Origin of the sequence: Sulfurovum zhangzhouensis, from assembly GCF_030347965.1 — a bacterium.
Taxonomy (GTDB): Bacteria; Campylobacterota; Campylobacteria; order Campylobacterales; family Sulfurovaceae; genus Sulfurovum; species Sulfurovum zhangzhouensis.
The window spans coordinates 778,116-795,562 of sequence record NZ_JAQIBD010000001.1 but is presented as its reverse complement, the minus strand read 5'-3'; the positions used below and the strand labels follow the sequence as shown (position 1 = coordinate 795,562).

The 17,447-nt window shown below is 39.9% G+C and carries 21 protein-coding genes and 1 riboswitch; of the genes, 17 read left to right on the top strand and 4 right to left on the bottom strand.

Translation table 11 applies throughout. The features are described from left to right. Positions 1-24 precede the first annotated feature (24 nt). Positions 25-105: riboswitch (cyclic di-GMP riboswitch) on the top strand. 18 nt (positions 106-123) lie between these two features. Next, a complete protein-coding gene (locus tag PGH07_RS04135; protein WP_289412754.1) occupies positions 124-288 on the top strand; it encodes a hypothetical protein in 165 nt (54 codons plus the stop codon). A gap of 26 nt (positions 289-314) precedes the next feature. Here the strand turns inward: PGH07_RS04135 and PGH07_RS04130 are convergent, their stop codons facing one another. Continuing rightward, complete coding sequence (locus PGH07_RS04130; RefSeq protein ID WP_289412753.1) at positions 315-2,126, bottom strand: asparagine synthase-related protein; 1,812 nt, start codon at positions 2,124-2,126, stop codon at positions 315-317. Positions 2,127-2,216: 90 nt separating this feature from the next. Between PGH07_RS04130 and PGH07_RS04125 the strand changes: the two genes are divergently transcribed. From PGH07_RS04125 to PGH07_RS04095, 7 genes are all read left to right on the top strand, one after another. After that, positions 2,217-2,495, top strand: coding sequence for a PqqD family protein (locus tag PGH07_RS04125; RefSeq protein WP_289412751.1), 279 nt, complete (start codon positions 2,217-2,219; stop codon positions 2,493-2,495). Then, positions 2,492-3,082: a 16S rRNA (guanine(527)-N(7))-methyltransferase RsmG gene (gene rsmG / locus PGH07_RS04120; RefSeq protein ID WP_289412750.1), complete on the top strand. Its 591-nt coding sequence runs from the start codon at positions 2,492-2,494 to the stop codon at positions 3,080-3,082. The genes PGH07_RS04125 and rsmG overlap by 4 nt, the downstream gene beginning before the upstream one ends. Next, entirely contained in the window at positions 3,079-3,300 is a 222-nt protein-coding gene (locus PGH07_RS04115) for a PP0621 family protein (RefSeq protein ID WP_289412748.1), read from the top strand. Before rsmG ends, PGH07_RS04115 begins: the two co-directional genes overlap by 4 nt. Before the next feature lie 76 nt (positions 3,301-3,376). Next, positions 3,377-3,757, top strand: a complete 381-nt coding sequence (locus tag PGH07_RS04110; RefSeq protein ID WP_289412746.1) for a hypothetical protein — start codon at positions 3,377-3,379, stop codon at positions 3,755-3,757. Further along, a complete protein-coding gene (locus PGH07_RS04105) occupies positions 3,758-4,435 on the top strand; it encodes a rhomboid family intramembrane serine protease (protein WP_289412744.1) in 678 nt (225 codons plus the stop codon). Positions 4,436-4,511: 76 nt separating this feature from the next. Beyond that, entirely contained in the window at positions 4,512-4,961 is a 450-nt protein-coding gene (locus PGH07_RS04100; protein ID WP_289412742.1) for a hypothetical protein, read from the top strand. Positions 4,962-5,016: 55 nt separating this feature from the next. Beyond that, positions 5,017-5,472 (top strand): hypothetical protein, encoded by a 456-nt coding sequence (locus PGH07_RS04095; RefSeq protein WP_289412740.1) that lies wholly within the window; start codon positions 5,017-5,019, stop codon positions 5,470-5,472. A gap of 36 nt (positions 5,473-5,508) precedes the next feature. Here the strand turns inward: PGH07_RS04095 and PGH07_RS04090 are convergent, their stop codons facing one another. The 3 genes from PGH07_RS04090 to bioD form a co-directional block, all read right to left on the bottom strand. Beyond that, on the bottom strand, positions 5,509-6,477 hold the full coding sequence (locus PGH07_RS04090) for an aminodeoxychorismate synthase component I (protein WP_289412738.1): 969 nt from the start codon (positions 6,475-6,477) through the stop codon (positions 5,509-5,511). A gap of 156 nt (positions 6,478-6,633) precedes the next feature. Further along, on the bottom strand, positions 6,634-7,512 hold the full coding sequence (locus tag PGH07_RS04085; protein WP_289412737.1) for an aspartate carbamoyltransferase catalytic subunit: 879 nt from the start codon (positions 7,510-7,512) through the stop codon (positions 6,634-6,636). Between the two features lie 67 nt (positions 7,513-7,579). Further along, positions 7,580-8,215, bottom strand: a complete 636-nt coding sequence (bioD, locus tag PGH07_RS04080) for a dethiobiotin synthase (protein WP_289412736.1) — start codon at positions 8,213-8,215, stop codon at positions 7,580-7,582. 163 nt (positions 8,216-8,378) lie between these two features. Between bioD and PGH07_RS04075 the strand changes: the two genes are divergently transcribed. The 9 genes from PGH07_RS04075 to lysA all read left to right on the top strand — a co-directional run bounded on the left by PGH07_RS04075 (position 8,379) and on the right by lysA (position 17,445). Next, the gene (locus PGH07_RS04075) at positions 8,379-8,678 is read left to right on the top strand and encodes an ATP-dependent Clp protease adaptor ClpS (RefSeq protein ID WP_289412735.1); all 300 of its coding nucleotides are present in this window, start codon (positions 8,379-8,381) and stop codon (positions 8,676-8,678) included. A gap of 2 nt (positions 8,679-8,680) precedes the next feature. Then, positions 8,681-10,870 carry an ATP-dependent Clp protease ATP-binding subunit ClpA gene (gene clpA / locus PGH07_RS04070; protein WP_289412734.1) on the top strand — a complete coding sequence of 730 codons (2,190 nt, stop codon included), beginning with the start codon at positions 8,681-8,683 and terminating at the stop codon, positions 10,868-10,870. Continuing rightward, a complete protein-coding gene (gene aat / locus PGH07_RS04065; RefSeq protein ID WP_289412730.1) occupies positions 10,871-11,605 on the top strand; it encodes a leucyl/phenylalanyl-tRNA--protein transferase in 735 nt (244 codons plus the stop codon). Positions 11,606-11,617: 12 nt separating this feature from the next. Then, positions 11,618-12,601: a transaldolase gene (locus tag PGH07_RS04060; RefSeq protein WP_289412728.1), complete on the top strand. Its 984-nt coding sequence runs from the start codon at positions 11,618-11,620 to the stop codon at positions 12,599-12,601. 25 nt (positions 12,602-12,626) lie between these two features. Then, entirely contained in the window at positions 12,627-13,760 is a 1,134-nt protein-coding gene (locus tag PGH07_RS04055) for a type IV pilus twitching motility protein PilT (RefSeq protein ID WP_289412727.1), read from the top strand. 149 nt (positions 13,761-13,909) lie between these two features. Further along, on the top strand, positions 13,910-14,446 hold the full coding sequence (locus tag PGH07_RS04050; RefSeq protein ID WP_289412725.1) for a 50S ribosomal protein L25/general stress protein Ctc: 537 nt from the start codon (positions 13,910-13,912) through the stop codon (positions 14,444-14,446). A gap of 24 nt (positions 14,447-14,470) precedes the next feature. Beyond that, positions 14,471-15,043, top strand: coding sequence for an aminoacyl-tRNA hydrolase (gene pth, locus PGH07_RS04045; protein WP_289412724.1), 573 nt, complete (start codon positions 14,471-14,473; stop codon positions 15,041-15,043). Further along, positions 15,040-16,125, top strand: a complete 1,086-nt coding sequence (locus PGH07_RS04040; RefSeq protein WP_289412722.1) for an LptF/LptG family permease — start codon at positions 15,040-15,042, stop codon at positions 16,123-16,125. The genes pth and PGH07_RS04040 overlap by 4 nt, the downstream gene beginning before the upstream one ends. A gap of 99 nt (positions 16,126-16,224) precedes the next feature. After that, a complete protein-coding gene (lysA, locus tag PGH07_RS04035) occupies positions 16,225-17,445 on the top strand; it encodes a diaminopimelate decarboxylase (RefSeq protein ID WP_289412719.1) in 1,221 nt (406 codons plus the stop codon). Positions 17,446-17,447: the final 2 nt, after the last annotated feature.

Below are 17,447 nucleotides of genomic sequence, written 5' to 3'. Positions count from 1 at the left end.
AAATAGTTTAGTATAGTACAATATAAATGAAATTGCCAAACTATTCGTGAGAATAGGACGGAAAGCCACGGGTCTTACAAAGGGGAAGATAGCCGGGTTGCTATATTGAAGGATATAGTAAAAATGAAACAAATTAAAGAATTTGAGAAAAAGAGTTATAGACAACCCCAATTGAAAATAATTGGTACTATTCATAACAATACTAAAAATCAGAACACAATTACTACAGTCACTGATAATGGATCAACGCAAAATCCACGCTACAGCTTAACTCCTGCTGCTAGCTAACTAACGTCAGTCAAAATATTACCATTTTACAGCATTTCTATTTGTGAGAGCCATTCATTCAGTAAGCGTGGACGGAAATTTACTATTCTGTGACTTGGTGTAGCAGTTGTTTTTTCGACAGTCGGTAACTTTTTTAAGTCAATATAACGGCTCAGTTGCGTATGGGGTTCCCAGCCATTTAAATGTTGAGTGGGAGTGATCTGGATCAGCTTTTCTACTACATTAGGTAAAGGTGTTTTAGGCCTTTTTATCACTTCATCAGGTAAAAAATCTGACATACTGTTTCTCAGGATATATTTCTTATAGAACCAAGGGAACGAGGGTAGGGAAAACAGATACTTTATTAAACGTATGTCACGATAGGGATCTCTCTCTTCAGATAAAGTAAAATCAGGGTTCAATAATACATCGTCACTGTTCCAGTTAAATCGTGTTAACTGCATCTGTGCTCTGTGTGAAGAGCTTGGAGTCCACTGCTGAAAATTTTGCCACATATGATGAACATTGAATGTTTGTTCAAACTCACTACTCAACCAACTAGGATAAGGTACCAGCAGATTTGGTTTATATGTTTGTTCTTTCTTTTTTTGATAAGGATTGAATACACTTTTTATACCGCTGCCTTTGGGAAGCATATGAAAAAACTTTGTGACCTTATATATTTGGAGTATGAAGTGAAATAAATTAACGGGTCTTTTTGATGTTGAGTTAAATGGGGTATATTCTAAAAGACAATCTCCCGCATCTCCGGTCAAATAAGCTCGGCTATATGATGCAAGGATACGCTGAATATCGTTTCTTTGGATAGGTGTCAGTATTTCAAGAGGCCGGGTAGTTGTAATGCCTTTATCAAATAATTGATAATCATCAGCCAGGTGAAAATGAATTGGAATATCCAAATGTTTTGAAACTAAATCGGCGTAATATTTTTCATCATCGTTCACCATGGTCTCATAAATGGATGTTACAGCTTGTATTTTCACATTCGAATTAGAATTTTTTGCGATAGCTGCTATCGCTGTAGAGTCCATACCTCCACTCATAAGAATACTAATCTTTGACGTTCTTATCCTATCGTTCACCGATTCTTTGAATATTTCTAAAAAATGCTCTATATAATCATTATCATTCTTATATCTCAGTAAGGGTAGATTATCAGGAATACCCCAATAAGCTTTGATATGAATATGTTTATTTTTGTATGTCAATTTATGAGTTGGGGCTAAAGTAGATATGTCTTTATACACGGAGATAGTTTTATCAATTAATGTATAATCACCGGTCAATAAAAATCCGGCAATAGCTTTATCATTTAACTCTTTTGAAATATCCGGATGCTGACGAATAGTATTCAGGCTATTGGATATAATAATTTTATTATTTATATAGGCATAATGTAATTGACGTGTACCTAAATGATCTCTGGCGCAGAAAAGCTTTTGCTGTGTCTTGTCCCAGATCACAAAGGCGAAATCACCTAATAAGTGATCAAGACACTCTTCTCCCCATTTTTTGTAGGCATGTAAGATAAGTTCACTGTCAGGTGTGCTAGACAAGTCTAACGAATGTTTCATCCCCATTTTATTGACAAGGTTTTCTCTGTCATCAATTCTGGCACTGCAAGTGATCCACACTTTATTATCGATGGTGGCAGGTTGGTTTTCATACTCTGCTTCAAAAGTAGTCTTAAATAGAGCATGTCCCATACCAATATTGTCATCAATCCAAACGTTTTGTTGATCTGGACCACGAAATTTTAATGTTTGGGTGAGAGAATGAATCAGTTGTTTGTCGACGGGTTCTCCATTGGTGTGATAAATAGTGATAAAGCCGCTCATTTAAATCCAATCATACACGTTTATAGAGTATTGATTATATCTAAAAGAAAAAAACAAATACATGTTATAATTTTATCAAAAAGAAAAATGATGAATCTCAACCAACAAATAGTATTCGCAGATACCGTATTTGCCCAGGAAGTAGACGGAGAGATGGTACTGCTTGATATGAATTCTGAGAACTATTTCGGGCTTGATAGTGTAGGAATGGATTTTTGGAAAGCTATTGAAGAAAAAAAGAACCTAAAAGATGTACTTGAAACACTTATGGCGCAATATGACGTAGAAGAGGAAGTGCTTAAAAGCGATCTTTTCACTTTTGTAGAAAAACTACAGAAGAGTGGTCTAGTAGAGGTGAAAGTAGTTTGAAGTTAGCCGATTATTTAAAAAATGAGTCGATCAAACTGGATGAGGCGACTATACAGAAGTTGGAGTCCTTCAGTGAGCTATTGCATGAGTGGAACCAGATCCATAACCTCACGGGTGCAAAAACGATTGCCAAGATCTATGAAAACATCATAGATTCTCTCTACCCTTTGACTTTTATTAAAATACCAAAATCACTGCTTGATGTTGGAACCGGAGCCGGATTCCCGGGTCTTATACTGGGTATTGCTTTGCCTCAAACAGAGATAGTGTTAGCAGAACCATTAAAGAAAAGAGTCTCATTTTTAAAGTATGCTTGTATTGATTTAGGACTTGATAATGTCAAGGTGGAAGGCAAAAGAGTAGAGCAGGTCAAACATGAGCCTTTTGAGATGATCAGCTCACGTGCCGTGACCGATACAAAATTTTTGTTAGAGTTAACGAAGCATATCAGCGATGCTCATACCTCTTATCTCTTTTACAAAGGGAGCCGTGTTTTTGATGAGGTAGAGGCTGTACAACATCAGTTAAGTTATGATATAGTACAAAAAAATCAAAGAAATTATTTATATATCAAGGCTGATCAGTGATCTTAAAAATCATTATTTTTGCATTGCTTGCACTGCTAATCTATAAGTTTTTGGGTGGTAAACTTCCTTCAATCGGGAGGAAAGACCCTGAACAGAAAAAGATAGATGAAGATACACTTGTCGAGTGTGAGACGTGTAATACATTTGTTACACTCAAAGAGAGTATCATCATCAATGGAAAATATTACTGTTCACAAGAGTGTGCCAACAAAAAGTAGCACTGTTGCTATATGCTTCCCACTGCAGGGAATACAGCGTTAGCATGGTCAATCAAATAAAAGGAGGAAGAATCATATGATAGTTATAGGACATCCGTGGATAGAGAGCCCAAAGTTTTGCAAAGTCTTTTCAGAAGATGATATCAAAAAGAGTGATCCGAAAAGTGTAGTGGTGTTGGAGCCTTTGGTTGATGCACACAATCTTGCAAAGTATTGTCAGAAAAATGATATCGCGTATGCAGTCCCTGTCAATAAACTAAGAGAAGCGATCTTTGCAAATGCACTTGGAGCAAGTTATATCATCTGTGAAGAGGATGATGCTATGATGATCCAGCCTATTGCTCAGGAATATCTATTTGATACACGCGTATTGGTGCTTATCCATGAAGAAAAATCTATCACAAAAATTGCCAGATCATTTATTGATGGTGTGATCTTCGCAGAGGCGATCAGCTAAGTGCGCAGAGCATTGCCGTCATTTAAAGTTACTTATACACTTATACTTCTAAATCTTCTTGTTTATGTCATTACTGCACTTTTTAGTGCAGACCTGATGGAGATGGATACCAGGGTGCTTGTCACATTCGGCGCACTCTATGGACCGCTTATTTTTCTTTATGATGAGTGGTGGCGTCTGTTTACAGCAATGTTTTTGCATGGCGGTATGACACATATTTTGATGAACATGTTTTCACTTTATATCGTTGGGCGTCCGGCTGAGATATATTTTGACAAGCGCGCTTATTTAGCGATCTATTTTTTTTCCGGATTGATTGGTGCAGTTACATCACTTGCTATACATCCACAAAGTGTAGGCATAGGTGCTTCAGGTGCGATATTTGGTGTGTTTGGTGCATTGGCTGGATTTTTTCTGATCCATCGTGAGAGGATAGGTGCACAAACCAAGGTTTTTATGAAGAACTTCGGTGTGATCATTGCACTCAATATATTTCTCGGTCTATCTATCCCTGCCATTGATATGAGTGCCCATATCGGTGGTCTTATGGTAGGATTTATTGGTGGAATGATGCTTTCATATAACCCTCGATGGTTGTGGTTCTATAGTATAGTCATGGTGATTACATTACTTAGCAGTCTATTTTATCTTCAGGGATCAAATGCTTCGGTACTTTAGTCTTATTCTGATAACTCTTTATTTAGTCGGCTGTAGTGTCAGGTCGTCTTCGCCTAAACCGTCAAATATCAAGCATTTGAGTCAAAAGTTACAAGGTCTGGGTGAAAATATCTCTGTACAGGAAGCTGATTATCTGGCATGGGATATCTATCATAAAAGTTATGAACTGACTGAGGCATTTGAATTGGTTTCACCGCCTCAGTTTCACAACTTTCTTGTCAATGTAGGCATAAGGGAAAAGGGGCTTTGCTATCATTTTTCAGATGCACTCTATTTATATCTGAAATCCCAACGGTATGAAAGTTTTGATTTTCATCTTGTCGGGGCTAATATAGGAGAGTATTGGAGTGAGCATAATGCACTGGTTGTGGTTGCAAAAAACTGTATCAGTGAGAAATGTATACAAAACAATGGAATTGTGATTGATGCATGGAGGAATTCCGGAGAAGTGTATTACTCCAGGTTTAATGAGGATATGCATTATCATTGGAAACACAGAAGTGAGAGATGTAAGAACAGTCTATGATATATTGAACTGTCCGATATTGAATGTAACACTAAAAAAGTAAGGAGAATCAAATATGAATGATGATGAACGTGCGATGATGATGCTTGAAAAGTCCATATACGAAGCCAAAGAGATGCTTGAAGAAAAACATATCTTCAGGCCATTTGCAATGATACTTGACCAGAACGGTTCGATACGAAGAATGGACAACGATATAGAGGATATGCAAGTATCTTATATGCAGCTGCATGATGAGATAACGGCACATGTTCAGATGAGACAAACAGCTGACATTATCGTACTGCTTACCAATGCTTCAATGCCGGAACAGCTGGTTGAAGATGGGATAGAGAGCAGTATCAGGATACATCTGGAAGAGCGTTCGCAACTACACAAAGCAATCCCTAGCCGTTATATCTATGTACCCTATCAACTACAGCGACTTTCAGGAGAAGAGAAGATCGAAGCAAAACTTTTCCATCCGCAAGCAGTAAGTTTTCCAGCAGAGTTTTTTAGGAAAGAGGGCTAATCACCGGATACGATTCATTCGGTACGATTATAAGGATCAAAATGGAAGGTAGATCTTGTCGATCAATTCTTCATATTCACTTTTGGCATCTGAGTCTATCGTGATACCTCCTCCACTTTTATAAAAGAGCTGACCACCTTCTTTGTCGATGAAACGTATCATAACGCTTGAGCGGAAGCTCTCACCGTCAAATACCCCGAATATGCCCGTATAAAATCCACGTTCATAATCCTCCACACAGTCAATGATATTTACTGTACTTCTTTTGGGTGTACCTGAGATAGAACCAGCAGGCAGTATCTGCTCCAGCAATGTTCCCAGGTGTTCCCTCCAATGATTGGAAAGTTTGGCAGTGATCTTGGAGCTCACTTGCAGCAATTCTTTTTCTCCAGCCTTGATCTTATCGGTATAACGGAATTTTTCAACTTGTACATTTTCTCCTATGATACCTAGATCATTACGCATAAGATCAACGATCATCACATGTTCGGCCATCTCTTTTTGATCTGAGAGGATTGTCTCTTCTGCATTTGGAAGGTTAGCATCGATCGTACCTTTCATCGGATAGGTTGCGATAGTATTTCCCTCTATCTCTACAAAACGTTCTGGAGAAAAACAGATAAATTGATCTTTGAAATAGAGCTTGAACTTTGCTTTAGCATAGGTAAATACCTCTTTGAGACTAAGGTTGGTTTCTATAGGTGTTTTGAATGTGAGATTAAGCAGGTAGGTATTGCCTGAGCGTATCTCTTCGAGTATCTTGTCAAGAGTTAGTTTGTACGTTGCAAAGTCTATAGGTTTTTTGAAAAAGGTGAAGTCTTTTGTACGTTCTTGTACGGGATAGTTTCGCCAATCTTCAAGTTTGTAGTAAATGTTTTCGTCCAGTGTTTTAAGCGGTTGTGCAAAGATTTTTGTTTTGTCGTAGGAAATAATGCACAGAAAGGGTGTTTTATTTTTGGCTAGTTCATTGATATGTTGAAAACCGTTTTTTGTGTCTAGCCACATTTTTGAGTTGCCCTCTATTATATCTCTACTTTTTTTAGAAAAAAGTAGGCAAAAAAGCGTCACGGCTCTCGAAACGCAACGTACGATTTTGCACTTGAGTGCAAATCGCACTGCTTATAAGGGCGCTCACCGTGACATTATTTTATTTAAATAATTTTATGCATCCAGCAAAAGCAGTTTTAGTACAGCCATACGTACATAGACACCGTTTTTTACCTGCTCTAACACTTTACAGCGTGGGTCTTTTAGCATCTCATCGCTGATATCGATGTTCCTCATGACCGGTCCCGGGTGAAGGAGGAGGATGTTTCTATCTCCCATACGCTCTTTGGTGATACAGTAGTGCTTTGCATACTCATCATAGTTCTCAAAGATGGGTGTCGCATGACGTTCCAGCTGTGCACGCAGGCTCATGATCACATCTGCTTTGTCCATTACGTCATCCAGTTTCTCATACTGAGGAAGGTCACTTTCAGGCATGAACGGTTTTGGCGCAACCAATACAACATTCATTCCCATACGTGTCAAAAGGCGTATACCCGAACTTGCTACACGTGAACTGATGATATCCCCTACGATTGCAACTGTTTTGCCTTCGATCTCACCATCAAAATGCTCCATCATAGTAAAAAGATCAAGAAGTGCCTGTGTCGGGTGTGCATAGTTCCCTGCCCCTGCGTTGATCACAGGGCTCATCTCCATATCTGCAAGCTCTCTTGGTCTCTCATTTTCAGAGTGGCGGATGATCACCCCGTCCGGCTCCATAGCACAGAGATTGGCAAAGGTGTCTTCCAGTGTCTCACCTTTTTTGGTCGATGAACGTGATGGATCAAGGTGTACCACCGCTGCACCCAGTCTTTTGGCAGCAACTTCAAATGAACTTCTTGTTCTTGTTGAGTTTTCAAAAAAAAGTGTGATGAGAAGTTTGTCTCTAAGGAGCTGGATAGGTTTTTGATATTTGAAGTTTTTTGCATCCCGTAGAAGGTTTTGTATTTGTTGGTCTGTGAGGTCATAGGTATCTACGAGGTGTTGCATAAACGTCCTTTGTTTTAATTTGGTATTATAGCAAAGGGGTGGTAAAAATGCGTTTTTATTTATTGTTTTAGATCATTTGATTTACAAACTGTACAATATTTTTTTCTGTACTCCACCACTTAGGAAACACCGCATCATAGTAAGGCTGTGTCACTTTGGCAAAACTCTCTTTGTCTTCGTATAGATTCACACACCAGTCAAAGTCGATATCTCTTGACTTCAGTGCTTCAAGTGAGAGCAGCGTATCATTGATACATCCCAGACGGCTTGGCGTCACAAGCAGTACAGGTGCATTTAGTTCTTTGGCAAGGTCTATCATCTTATAAGTTTGAGTGATAGGCACCATCAGCCCGCCTGCTCCTTCAACAAGTAAAATATCGCAACGTTTTGAGAGTTCATGATATTTTTTAAAGATCTTTTCCAGTTTGATCTCCTGTTTGGTATCGGCACAAAATGGTGCAGCCGGCAAAGAAAAGGTATAAGCACAGATATCTGTAGGAGCAAGGTCTGTAAAATCCGGATTCACTTCTTGGCAGGCTTCTAGTAGAGCTTTGGCATCCACGGGTTCATCCTCTACACCTGTTTCGATAGGCTTGAATGCCCCCACCTTTAGACCAATTTTTGCATATGCTTCTATGAGTTTGAGTGTGGTGTGGGTTTTTCCTACATTGGTGCCTGTAGCGGTGATGAAGAGTGAGCGCATTTGCATTTCCTAAGTTTTTGTGTATAATAATTAAGCTATAAACGTCATTCCATACTTGACGAAATACCGTATAATATCTAAGGACTTTCGTAACTATGAGAGACCCTGAACCAGCTCAGGATGACGGTGATATAGATTAATTGATTAGGAATTTTAACATACTATGCCAAAGATAGAAGAAGAGATAGAGACCAGCTTGGAGCTTGAAGAGCCCAGGATGTTCAAAGTATTACTGCACAACGATGACTATACGAGCATGGATTTTGTCGTAGACGTATTGATGAGTATCTTTCACAAAAATGCTATAGAAGCAGAGAAAATCATGATAGAAATCCACGAGAAGGGTATCGGTATTTGCGGCGTATATAGCTTTGAGATCGCTCAGACCAAGGCCGAGCAGGTTAAACAGAAAGCGAAACAAAATGAGTTTCCGCTATTAGCCACAATAGAAGAGGATAGTTAATCATGATAAGTATGGCATTGAATGATGTATTTAAACATGCAGTTGGCTATGCCAAAGAAAATAGACATGAGTATCTTACGGTAGAACATGTCTTTTTGGCGATTGTTAGAAGTGAAGAGGGTAAAGATATTTTCTCTGCTTTAATGGCAGATCCGAATATCCTTGAAAAAGGGATATTGGAGCACATCAATAAAACGATTCCCAAACTTGACCAGCAGGTAGAGCCGTTTGAGACTGTAGCGCTTTCAAGGACCATTAACGATATGATGACACATATTCACTCATCAGGCCGAAGTGAAGCAAGTGTGGGAGACATGATCGCTGCTATTTTTATGCAGGAACACTCTTATGCAGTCTATCTGATGAAAAAACAGGATATTGTACGCGTAGATGTGCTGGAAGTGATCTCTCACAGGGAACCAGAAAATAAAACCAAACAAGTTCAAACAAAAGAGGATGATACACTTCTTAGCGAATTTACTACAGAACTTGTAGAGTTTGCTAAAAGCGGTAAGATCGATCCTGTCATCGGGCGTGAGCAAGAGATAGACAGAGTGATGCAGACACTCTGTCGCCGTAAGAAGAACAACCCGCTGCTTGTTGGAGAACCTGGCGTCGGTAAAACTGCGATCGCTGAAGGATTGGCACTTAAGATCAGTGAGGGTGAAGTGCCTGATGTGATCAAAGATGCCAAGGTTTATGCGCTGGATATGGGAGCACTGGTTTCGGGTACGAAGTACAGAGGTGATTTTGAAAAACGTCTGAAAGGAATCATCGCTGAACTGACTGAAGAGAAGAATGCGATCCTTTTTGTCGATGAGATACATACAATGGTAGGAGCAGGTGCAACAAGCGGTGGAAGTATGGATGCCAGTAACCTGCTTAAACCTGCACTTGCCAGAGGTGACCTCAAATGTATCGGTGCAACAACCTATGCTGAGTATAGAAACTTCTTCGATAAAGATAAAGCACTTAGCCGTAGATTTGCCAAGATAGATGTAGAAGAGCCGAGTATCGAAGATACCTTTACGATCTTGAAGGGTGTACAACACAAGTATGAAGATTATCACAAGATCAGTTTTTCTGATGCTGCATTGCGTTCAGCGATTGATCTTTCCGTGAAGTATCTGCATGACAGATTTCTTCCGGATAAGGCAATGGATATCATCGATGAGGTTGGGGCACATTTTATGCTTCAAGGGCTTGAAAATGTCAAAGTGAAGCCTAAGGATATCGAAGAGAGTGTAGCAAAAAGCTTGAAACTTCCTTCAACTGTGGTCGGCACAGATGATACCCGAAAACTTCAAACGCTTGAATCTGATCTCAAGGAGAAGATCATCGGTCAAGATGAGGCTATCGAGGCGGTCAGCCGTGCAATCAAACGCTCTTATGCAGGACTTAATGCACCTAACAGACCGATAGGGTCATTCCTTTTTGTAGGACCGACCGGTGTAGGTAAAACTGCACTGGCGACACAACTTGCCGAGACAATGCATGTACACTTTGAACGGCTGGATATGAGTGAGTACATGGAAGCCCATACTATCAGTAGATTGGTCGGTGCACCTCCGGGATATGTAGGATATGAACAGGGAGGACTTTTGACCGAAATGATCAAGAAACATCCTCATACGGTTCTTTTGCTTGATGAGATTGAAAAGGCTCACCCTGATATTATGAATATCCTGCTTCAAGTGATGGATGGTGCAAAGCTGACCGATAACAATGGAGTTGTCAGTGACTTTAAAAACGTGATCCTTATCATGACATCAAATATCGGTACCAAAGAGCCTAACGTGATGGGCTTTACCAAAGATACCACGATGAAAACCGACAAGGCGTTGGCTGCATTTTTCTCTCCTGAGTTTAGAAACCGTTTGAGCGGGACCGTCGAATTTAAGCCGCTTAGTCTAGAGACACTTACGAAGATCGTAGATATTGAAATAGAGAGACTCAATGATCTTTTGAAAACAAAAAAAGTGAAAGTGAAACTTACGAAAAATGCAAAAGAGTACTTGGCAGAAGAAGGATATGATGAGCGCTATGGTGCAAGACACATCTCTCGTGTGATCGATCAAAAGATCAAAGAAGCACTAACGGATGAAATACTCTTTGGCAAGCTTAAAAAAGGCGGTAAAGTTAAAGTAGACTTTAGTGAAGGTCAATTACAGTTTGAGTATGAGGAGCGGTGATTGTCATCGATATTTGACGAAGACTACTTTGTACCGCCTCTTCGGGCGACCCATTTCCCTAATCCAAAGTTTGCCTCCGATGAAGGATTGCTGGCTTATGGAGGGGATCTCTCTTCGCATACACTTCTAACAGCTTACCGTAAAGGAATCTTTCCATGGTATAGTCCCGGTGATCCCATCCTTTGGTGGTCACCAAATCCAAGGCTACTGCTTTATCCTGACAAATTTTATGTAAGAAAGTCTTTCCACAGGGTATTGCGATCAGGAAAGTTCACTGTAAAGTTTGATCATAATTTTGAAAAGGTGATACGCTATTGTGCTCATGTACCAAGAGAAGGTCAGCAAGGTTCATGGATCGTACCGGAAATGATAGAAGCATTTATACGATTGCATGAAGAAGGATTTGCACATAGTGTCGAAGTCTATAAGGACGGGTTACTTGTAGGCGGGCTTTACGGAATTGCAATGGGGAAAGCCTTTTTCGGGGAGTCTATGTTCTCATTGGTAAAGGATGCATCAAAAGTGGCATTCAAGGCCCTTAGCGATGTTTTAGGTGCAAAAGGCTATGATTTTATAGACTGTCAGATGCCGACAGATCATATGATAGGTTTGGGTGCAGAGGTAGTAGAGAGGGATATATTCCTTGATGACCTTGCAGATGCACTTCAAAAGCCTAGTGATCTGGGGAGTTGGCATGATTTCGAATGGACGTACGAAAAATACAATCAAGAATAAGGATAGAGTTAAATGGTAGATAGAGAGTTAGGGTTTTCGTTGTGGCTTGATTTTATCGAGAGAGATTTTTTGGAAAATGAATTTTCATCCATGATAGAAAAAGGGATCATTAACGGGGCGACAAGCAACCCTGCGATCTTTGCTTCAGCGATCACCTCTTCACCTGCATATAAAGAACAACTGGAATCATTGGCGGGAAAGAGTGCTAAAGAAAAATATGAAGCGTTGGCAATGCAGGATATCAAAACTGCAGCTCAGGCACTCAGAACAAACTATGAGGAGGGAAATGATGGATATATCTCTATCGAGGTTGATCCTTTCCTTTCGAATGATACTACTGGAACGGTAGAAGAGGGTAAAAGGCTTTTTGAAACGATCGGTGAGCCAAATGTAATGGTAAAAGTACCTGCTACAGAGGCAGGATATGAAGCAATGAAGTCACTTCTGAGTCATGGGATCTCAGTCAATGCTACACTGATCTTCTCTCCTGAACAGGCAATGAAATGTGTAGAAGCAATGAAAGAGGGGATTGCGGCAAGTGAGACAAAAGTGAATGCCGTGATCTCTGTATTTGTCAGTCGTTTCGACAGAATGCTTGATAGCAAACTGGAAGAAGCAGGTGTAGATGCTGCAAAAGTAGGGAACTATAACGCAGCGAAGATCTATGCGATGATCGAATCACACAAAGTACCTCAGATCAGAACACTCTTTGCAAGTACAGGTGTAAAGGGAGACGCACTTCCGGCAGATTATTATATCAGAGAACTTTTTGCTTCAAGATCGGTCAATACCGCACCACTTGCTACAATCGAACACTACATCAAAGAGAGTGCAACTCCGGCAAAACTACCGCTGGATATGGCACATATCGATGCACACTTTGAATCGGTAGAAAAAGCAGGTATCAATATGGAAGAGGTTTATGGTAAATTGCTTGCAGAAGGTCTTGTAGCATTTGAAGAAGCATTTGAAGAGATGCTGGAAAGTATCAAATAATTTCGGGGAAGATAGGAGCGGCTAGATGGAAGAAAAACTCAAACTCTTTTTAAGAACGATGATCAGTAATGGAGGTTCTGACCTTCATATCAAATCAGGTGCCATTACAAGGGTACGTTTGAACGGTAAGCTGAAACTGATGGGCAAAGATGAACTAAGTGCCGAGGAAGTTGAGGGTATCGCAAGAGCGATTACTACCGCTGAGCAGTATGAAAAGCTTAAGATTGATAAAAACCTGGACTTTACCTATGTACTGGGTGAAGATCATCGTTTCAGGGTGAATTTCTTCTATCAGATGGATGGGCTTTCAGCGGTTTTCCGTATCATTCCGGTGAAAATTCTTTCGCTAGATGAGCTTGGATTACCGGAGGTTGTTAAAACATTTACGCAGGCTCAGCGTGGACTGGTCCTTGTGACAGGGGTTACAGGTTCAGGTAAATCAACGACACTTGCAGCGATGATTGATAAGATCAATCGTGAGACCAATAAGCACATTATTACGGTTGAAGATCCGATCGAGTTTATTCATAAGGATAGAGGATGTTTGATCAATCAACGTGCTATCGGTCAAGATACTCACTCATTTTCCGATGCACTAAGAGCAGCACTTAGGGAAGACCCTGATATTATCCTGGTCGGTGAGATGAGGGACTTGGAGACGATCGATATTGCACTGCATGCAGCCAATACGGGTCACCTGGTTTTCTCAACGCTGCACACACTTGATGCCAAAGAAACAATCGACAGAATTGTCGGTATGTTTGCTAAAGAAGAACAGAACCGTATCCGTGGTTCACTCGCTTCAGTCCTTGAAGGAGTAATCTCCCAAAGGCTCGTACCAACGAAAAAAGGCGGTCGTGTTGCAGGACTAGAGGTGCTTAGAAAGACAGCCAGAATAGAACAGTTGATTATGGAGAACCGTGATTATGAGATACCTGATGCACTTGCTGAAGGTAAAGAGATCTATGGTACACAAACCTTTGACCAACACTTGCTTGACCTGATCAGGGCAGATAAGATCACTGAAGAGATAGCACTGGAGTATGCATCCAACCCGAATGACCTGAAGTTGAAAATGCAAGGGGTTGGTAAAGGTGCTCTTGTAAAAGAGGGAATGAATAATTCTGAAGATGTATTTGGCTTCAAAGAGGATGAGTAACGTTAAGAAATCGTGAACAGTTTCACGATTTTAATGCTATAAGATCAAAAGTGCATATACTTTTACCGCAATTTAAAAAAAAATGGATATAATCCGCTTCTATTTTACATTTCGATGTAGAAAATATTTTTATTAAGTAAGGACTAACTATGTTAGAAGGTATCATTAGAGAGAGTATCGGAAAAAGCAACGCTAAACAGCTTAGAAGAGATGGTTATCTAATCGCTAACATTTATGCAAATGGTGTAGAGAACATCAATGCTGCATTTAAAAGAGGTGATTTCATCAAAGCTGTAAGAGCAAAAGAAGGATTTACACTTCCAATCAAGGTTGGCGATAAAGAGCTTAACGTAGCTATCCACGAGTATCAACTACACCCGGTAACAGGTGACATTCTTCACGTTGATCTTAGAGTAGGTGTACCAGGACAAGTAACTGATTTCCTAGTGCCTGTTATCACACACGGAACACCAAAAGGTCTTAAGAACAAAGGTGTACTTGTTATGTCAAAAAGAAGAATTAGAGTTAGAGGTGCAATCGAAAATATGCCTAAGAACTTTGACTTTGATGTAACTGATCTTGACAGAGATGATTCAATTCTTATCAGAGATGTAGAAGCACCAGCGAACTGCCGTATCATGGAAAGACCAGACGTTGCAATCTGTGGTGTAATCAAAGCTAAGTAATAAGCATATTATGAAAGCATAGTCGTGGCACTTTTTGTTGGTCTAGGAAATCCGGGATCAAAATACGAAAATACACGGCATAACATCGGTTTCAAGGTCATAGACAAACTGGTCGGTGACCTTGGAGCCAGAGATGTCTCCAAAGCCTCATTTCAAGGCGAACTTTTTAAATACTCCAATCACTATTTTTTAAAACCAACGACCTTTATGAATCTATCCGGTAAAAGTGTTTTAGCTGTAAAGCAGTTTTATAAGATCGATATTGAAGATATTATTGTGATCCATGATGATATTGATCTTCCCTTTGGTGCATTGCGTTTCAAGAACGGGGGCGGTCATGGTGGACACAATGGGCTAAAGTCCATTGACAGCTTGATCGGTAAAGAGTATCTGAGAGTGAGAGTAGGGGTAGATAAGCCTGTTCATAAGTCCCAGGTGGCTGATTATGTACTAGCTGATTTTTCCAATGAGGAAGAGAAATATCTGGATAAACTTATTTCCCATACGGCTGAGGCATGTATGAAATTAACCACAGAAACATTGACAGATGTTAAATCAAAATTCAGTTTGAAGTCACTTGAAGGACTTTTGGGATGAATCTGTTTTCGCCACCTCTTTATTTCAGTTATTTGGCAAAGCATTATCTCAAAAATCTTTTAGTCATTCTCATTGGGCTGTCACTGGTCTTTTCAGTGATAGATTATTTCCAGCAAGTTTCAAAACTTGAAAAGCTCGGTGCGTATCAGCTTTATTATATTTTTTATCAATGGGAAGCAGCAGTAACAATGCTCTATCCCCTTGCCATTGTATTTGCTGTGATCATTACAAAAGTAATGTTGGTAAAAAATAGCAATATTGTAGTACTTCATGCATTTGGTTTTAGTAATAGAAAACTATTTACTCCTTTTCTTACGGTTGCATTGATTGTTTATATGATCTTTATGCTCTTACATACAACAGAGTTTTCTTATGCTAAAGAGAGGGCATCCCATCTGCTGAAAAATGAATATAATGATTATCAGGTGAAAGATCTGTTTTTTAAATACAACGACGCATTTGTCTATGTAAAAAATCTTGATCCGTTAAACAAACGGATAGAGGATATTACGATCTTTAAAGTTGAAGGTAATCAAGTACAGTATACTATTAAGGCTCCTTATGCACTTTATAACGGTTCAGGATGGGATGCAAAGGATGCAAGACTCAAAACACATCTTTATGACAATGATGTCTTACAGAGTTACCGACTGGAATATAAAAAAAGTATCGAAACACTTGAAGGGTATAAACCGAAAATCATGGAGTCATTGTATGAAGGAAAGGCATTAAACGTGATTGATGCGTATCATACATGGAGACTTTTTTCAACACAGAAACTTGATTCAAGTAAAATTCGTGCAACATTATATGATAAGGTTGTGACCCCTCTTTTTGCTATTGCCATGCTCTTAATTCTGTTCTTTAAGATGCCTTTCCACGCAAGAATGGTAAATCTCTCAACAACACTGGCACTTTCCTTAGGGGCTACGATAGTTGTATGGGGAGTGCTGTTCGGCTTAGGAAGTATCGGGTATAACGGTGTGATCTTACCCGAGCTTACAACTTTGGTTCCGATCCTCTTGTTAATCATTTATGCGATCTATATTTATCTCTATCAAGAGGCAAAAAGCCACGCATAAACGGTGTCTAGAGGGCATAAGGGTGCTTCTAATCAATTTTTAGATAAAATCACCTCAAAATAGTGTCACAAGTAAGTGACAATTGTTAGGAAAATGGGAATGAGCATGGATATAAAAGAGATTGCTGAGCAGTACGGTACACCGCTTTATGTATATGATTTTGACTATATCGAGGAGAGATATAATAGCCTCAAAGATGCCTTTGCAGGGAAAAAATCACTGATAAACTACGCAGTTAAAGCCAACTCAAATCTTTCAGTAATCGCACACCTTGCAAAGCTTGGTGCAGGTGCCGATTGTGTAAGTATCGGGGAAGTGAAAAGAGCACTCAGTGCAGGTGTCAGCAAATACCAGATCATATTTTCAGGTGTAGGAAAACGTGATGATGAGATCAAGGCAGCACTTGAGTATGATATTCTTCTAATCAATCTTGAGAGTGAGGCTGAGATGAAACGTGTGGAGATGGTGGCAAAAGCACTTGGTAAAGAAGCACGTATTTCCATCCGTGTGAATCCGAATATTGATCCGCAGACCCATCCGTATATTTCGACAGGACTACATGAGAATAAGTTCGGTGTTGAGATCGAAATGGCAAAGCGTATGTATATCTACGCGAAAAAATCCGAGTTCCTCAATCCGGTAGGTATCCACTTCCATATCGGTTCACAGCTTACTAAGTTGGAGCCTATTGCAGAAGCATGCGGTATCGTAGCTGATTTGGTACGTTCACTTAAAGCGATTGATATCGATATCAAGTTCTTTGATGTAGGTGGCGGTATCGGTGTAGTATATGACGATGAAAAGACAATATCACCACAAGCTTATACAGATGCGATTTTTCAGGCTACTAAAGGACTTGATGTGACGATTTTGTGTGAGCCGGGACGTTATATGGTAGCCAATGCCGGTGTTTTCCTTACTAAAGTACTTTATGAAAAAGTGAATGAAGATAAGCGCTTTGTGATTGTAGATGGAGCAATGAATGATTTGATCCGTCCAAGTCTTTATAATGCATACCATAGGATCGAAGCTGTGGCAAAAGAGGGTGAAAAAACACCTGCAGATGTTGTAGGACCAGTATGTGAGAGTGGAGACTTCTTCGGAAAGAATGTACCGCTTCCGGCATTAGAGCATAATGATCTGATCGCTGTGCATTCAGCAGGTGCTTACGGCTTTACAATGTCAAGTAACTACAATACGCGTCCAAAGCCGGCCGAGGTCGCGATACAAGGTGATAAGGTGAAACTTATCCGTAAGCGTGAGACGTATGAAGATCAGGTACGTTTAGAGCTTGAGTGTATGGAGGAGAGTGCTAAGTAAAT

Coding starts and splice junctions, on each gene's coding strand:
- PGH07_RS04075 (WP_289412735.1), top strand. CDS start 8,379: ATGCCAAAGATAGAAGAAGAGATAGAGACCAGCTTGGAGCTTGAAGAG.
- PGH07_RS04125 (WP_289412751.1), top strand. CDS start 2,217: ATGAATCTCAACCAACAAATAGTATTCGCAGATACCGTATTTGCCCAG.
- PGH07_RS04085 (WP_289412737.1), bottom strand. CDS start 7,512: ATGCAACACCTCGTAGATACCTATGACCTCACAGACCAACAAATACAA.
- PGH07_RS04130 (WP_289412753.1), bottom strand. CDS start 2,126: ATGAGCGGCTTTATCACTATTTATCACACCAATGGAGAACCCGTCGAC.
- PGH07_RS04110 (WP_289412746.1), top strand. CDS start 3,377: ATGATAGTTATAGGACATCCGTGGATAGAGAGCCCAAAGTTTTGCAAA.
- bioD (WP_289412736.1), bottom strand. CDS start 8,215: ATGCGCTCACTCTTCATCACCGCTACAGGCACCAATGTAGGAAAAACC.
- PGH07_RS04055 (WP_289412727.1), top strand. CDS start 12,627: ATGGAAGAAAAACTCAAACTCTTTTTAAGAACGATGATCAGTAATGGA.
- PGH07_RS04090 (WP_289412738.1), bottom strand. CDS start 6,477: ATGTGGCTAGACACAAAAAACGGTTTTCAACATATCAATGAACTAGCC.
- PGH07_RS04095 (WP_289412740.1), top strand. CDS start 5,017: ATGAATGATGATGAACGTGCGATGATGATGCTTGAAAAGTCCATATAC.
- PGH07_RS04060 (WP_289412728.1), top strand. CDS start 11,618: ATGGTAGATAGAGAGTTAGGGTTTTCGTTGTGGCTTGATTTTATCGAG.
- PGH07_RS04050 (WP_289412725.1), top strand. CDS start 13,910: ATGTTAGAAGGTATCATTAGAGAGAGTATCGGAAAAAGCAACGCTAAA.
- PGH07_RS04040 (WP_289412722.1), top strand. CDS start 15,040: ATGAATCTGTTTTCGCCACCTCTTTATTTCAGTTATTTGGCAAAGCAT.
- PGH07_RS04135 (WP_289412754.1), top strand. CDS start 124: ATGAAACAAATTAAAGAATTTGAGAAAAAGAGTTATAGACAACCCCAA.
- lysA (WP_289412719.1), top strand. CDS start 16,225: ATGAGCATGGATATAAAAGAGATTGCTGAGCAGTACGGTACACCGCTT.
- clpA (WP_289412734.1), top strand. CDS start 8,681: ATGATAAGTATGGCATTGAATGATGTATTTAAACATGCAGTTGGCTAT.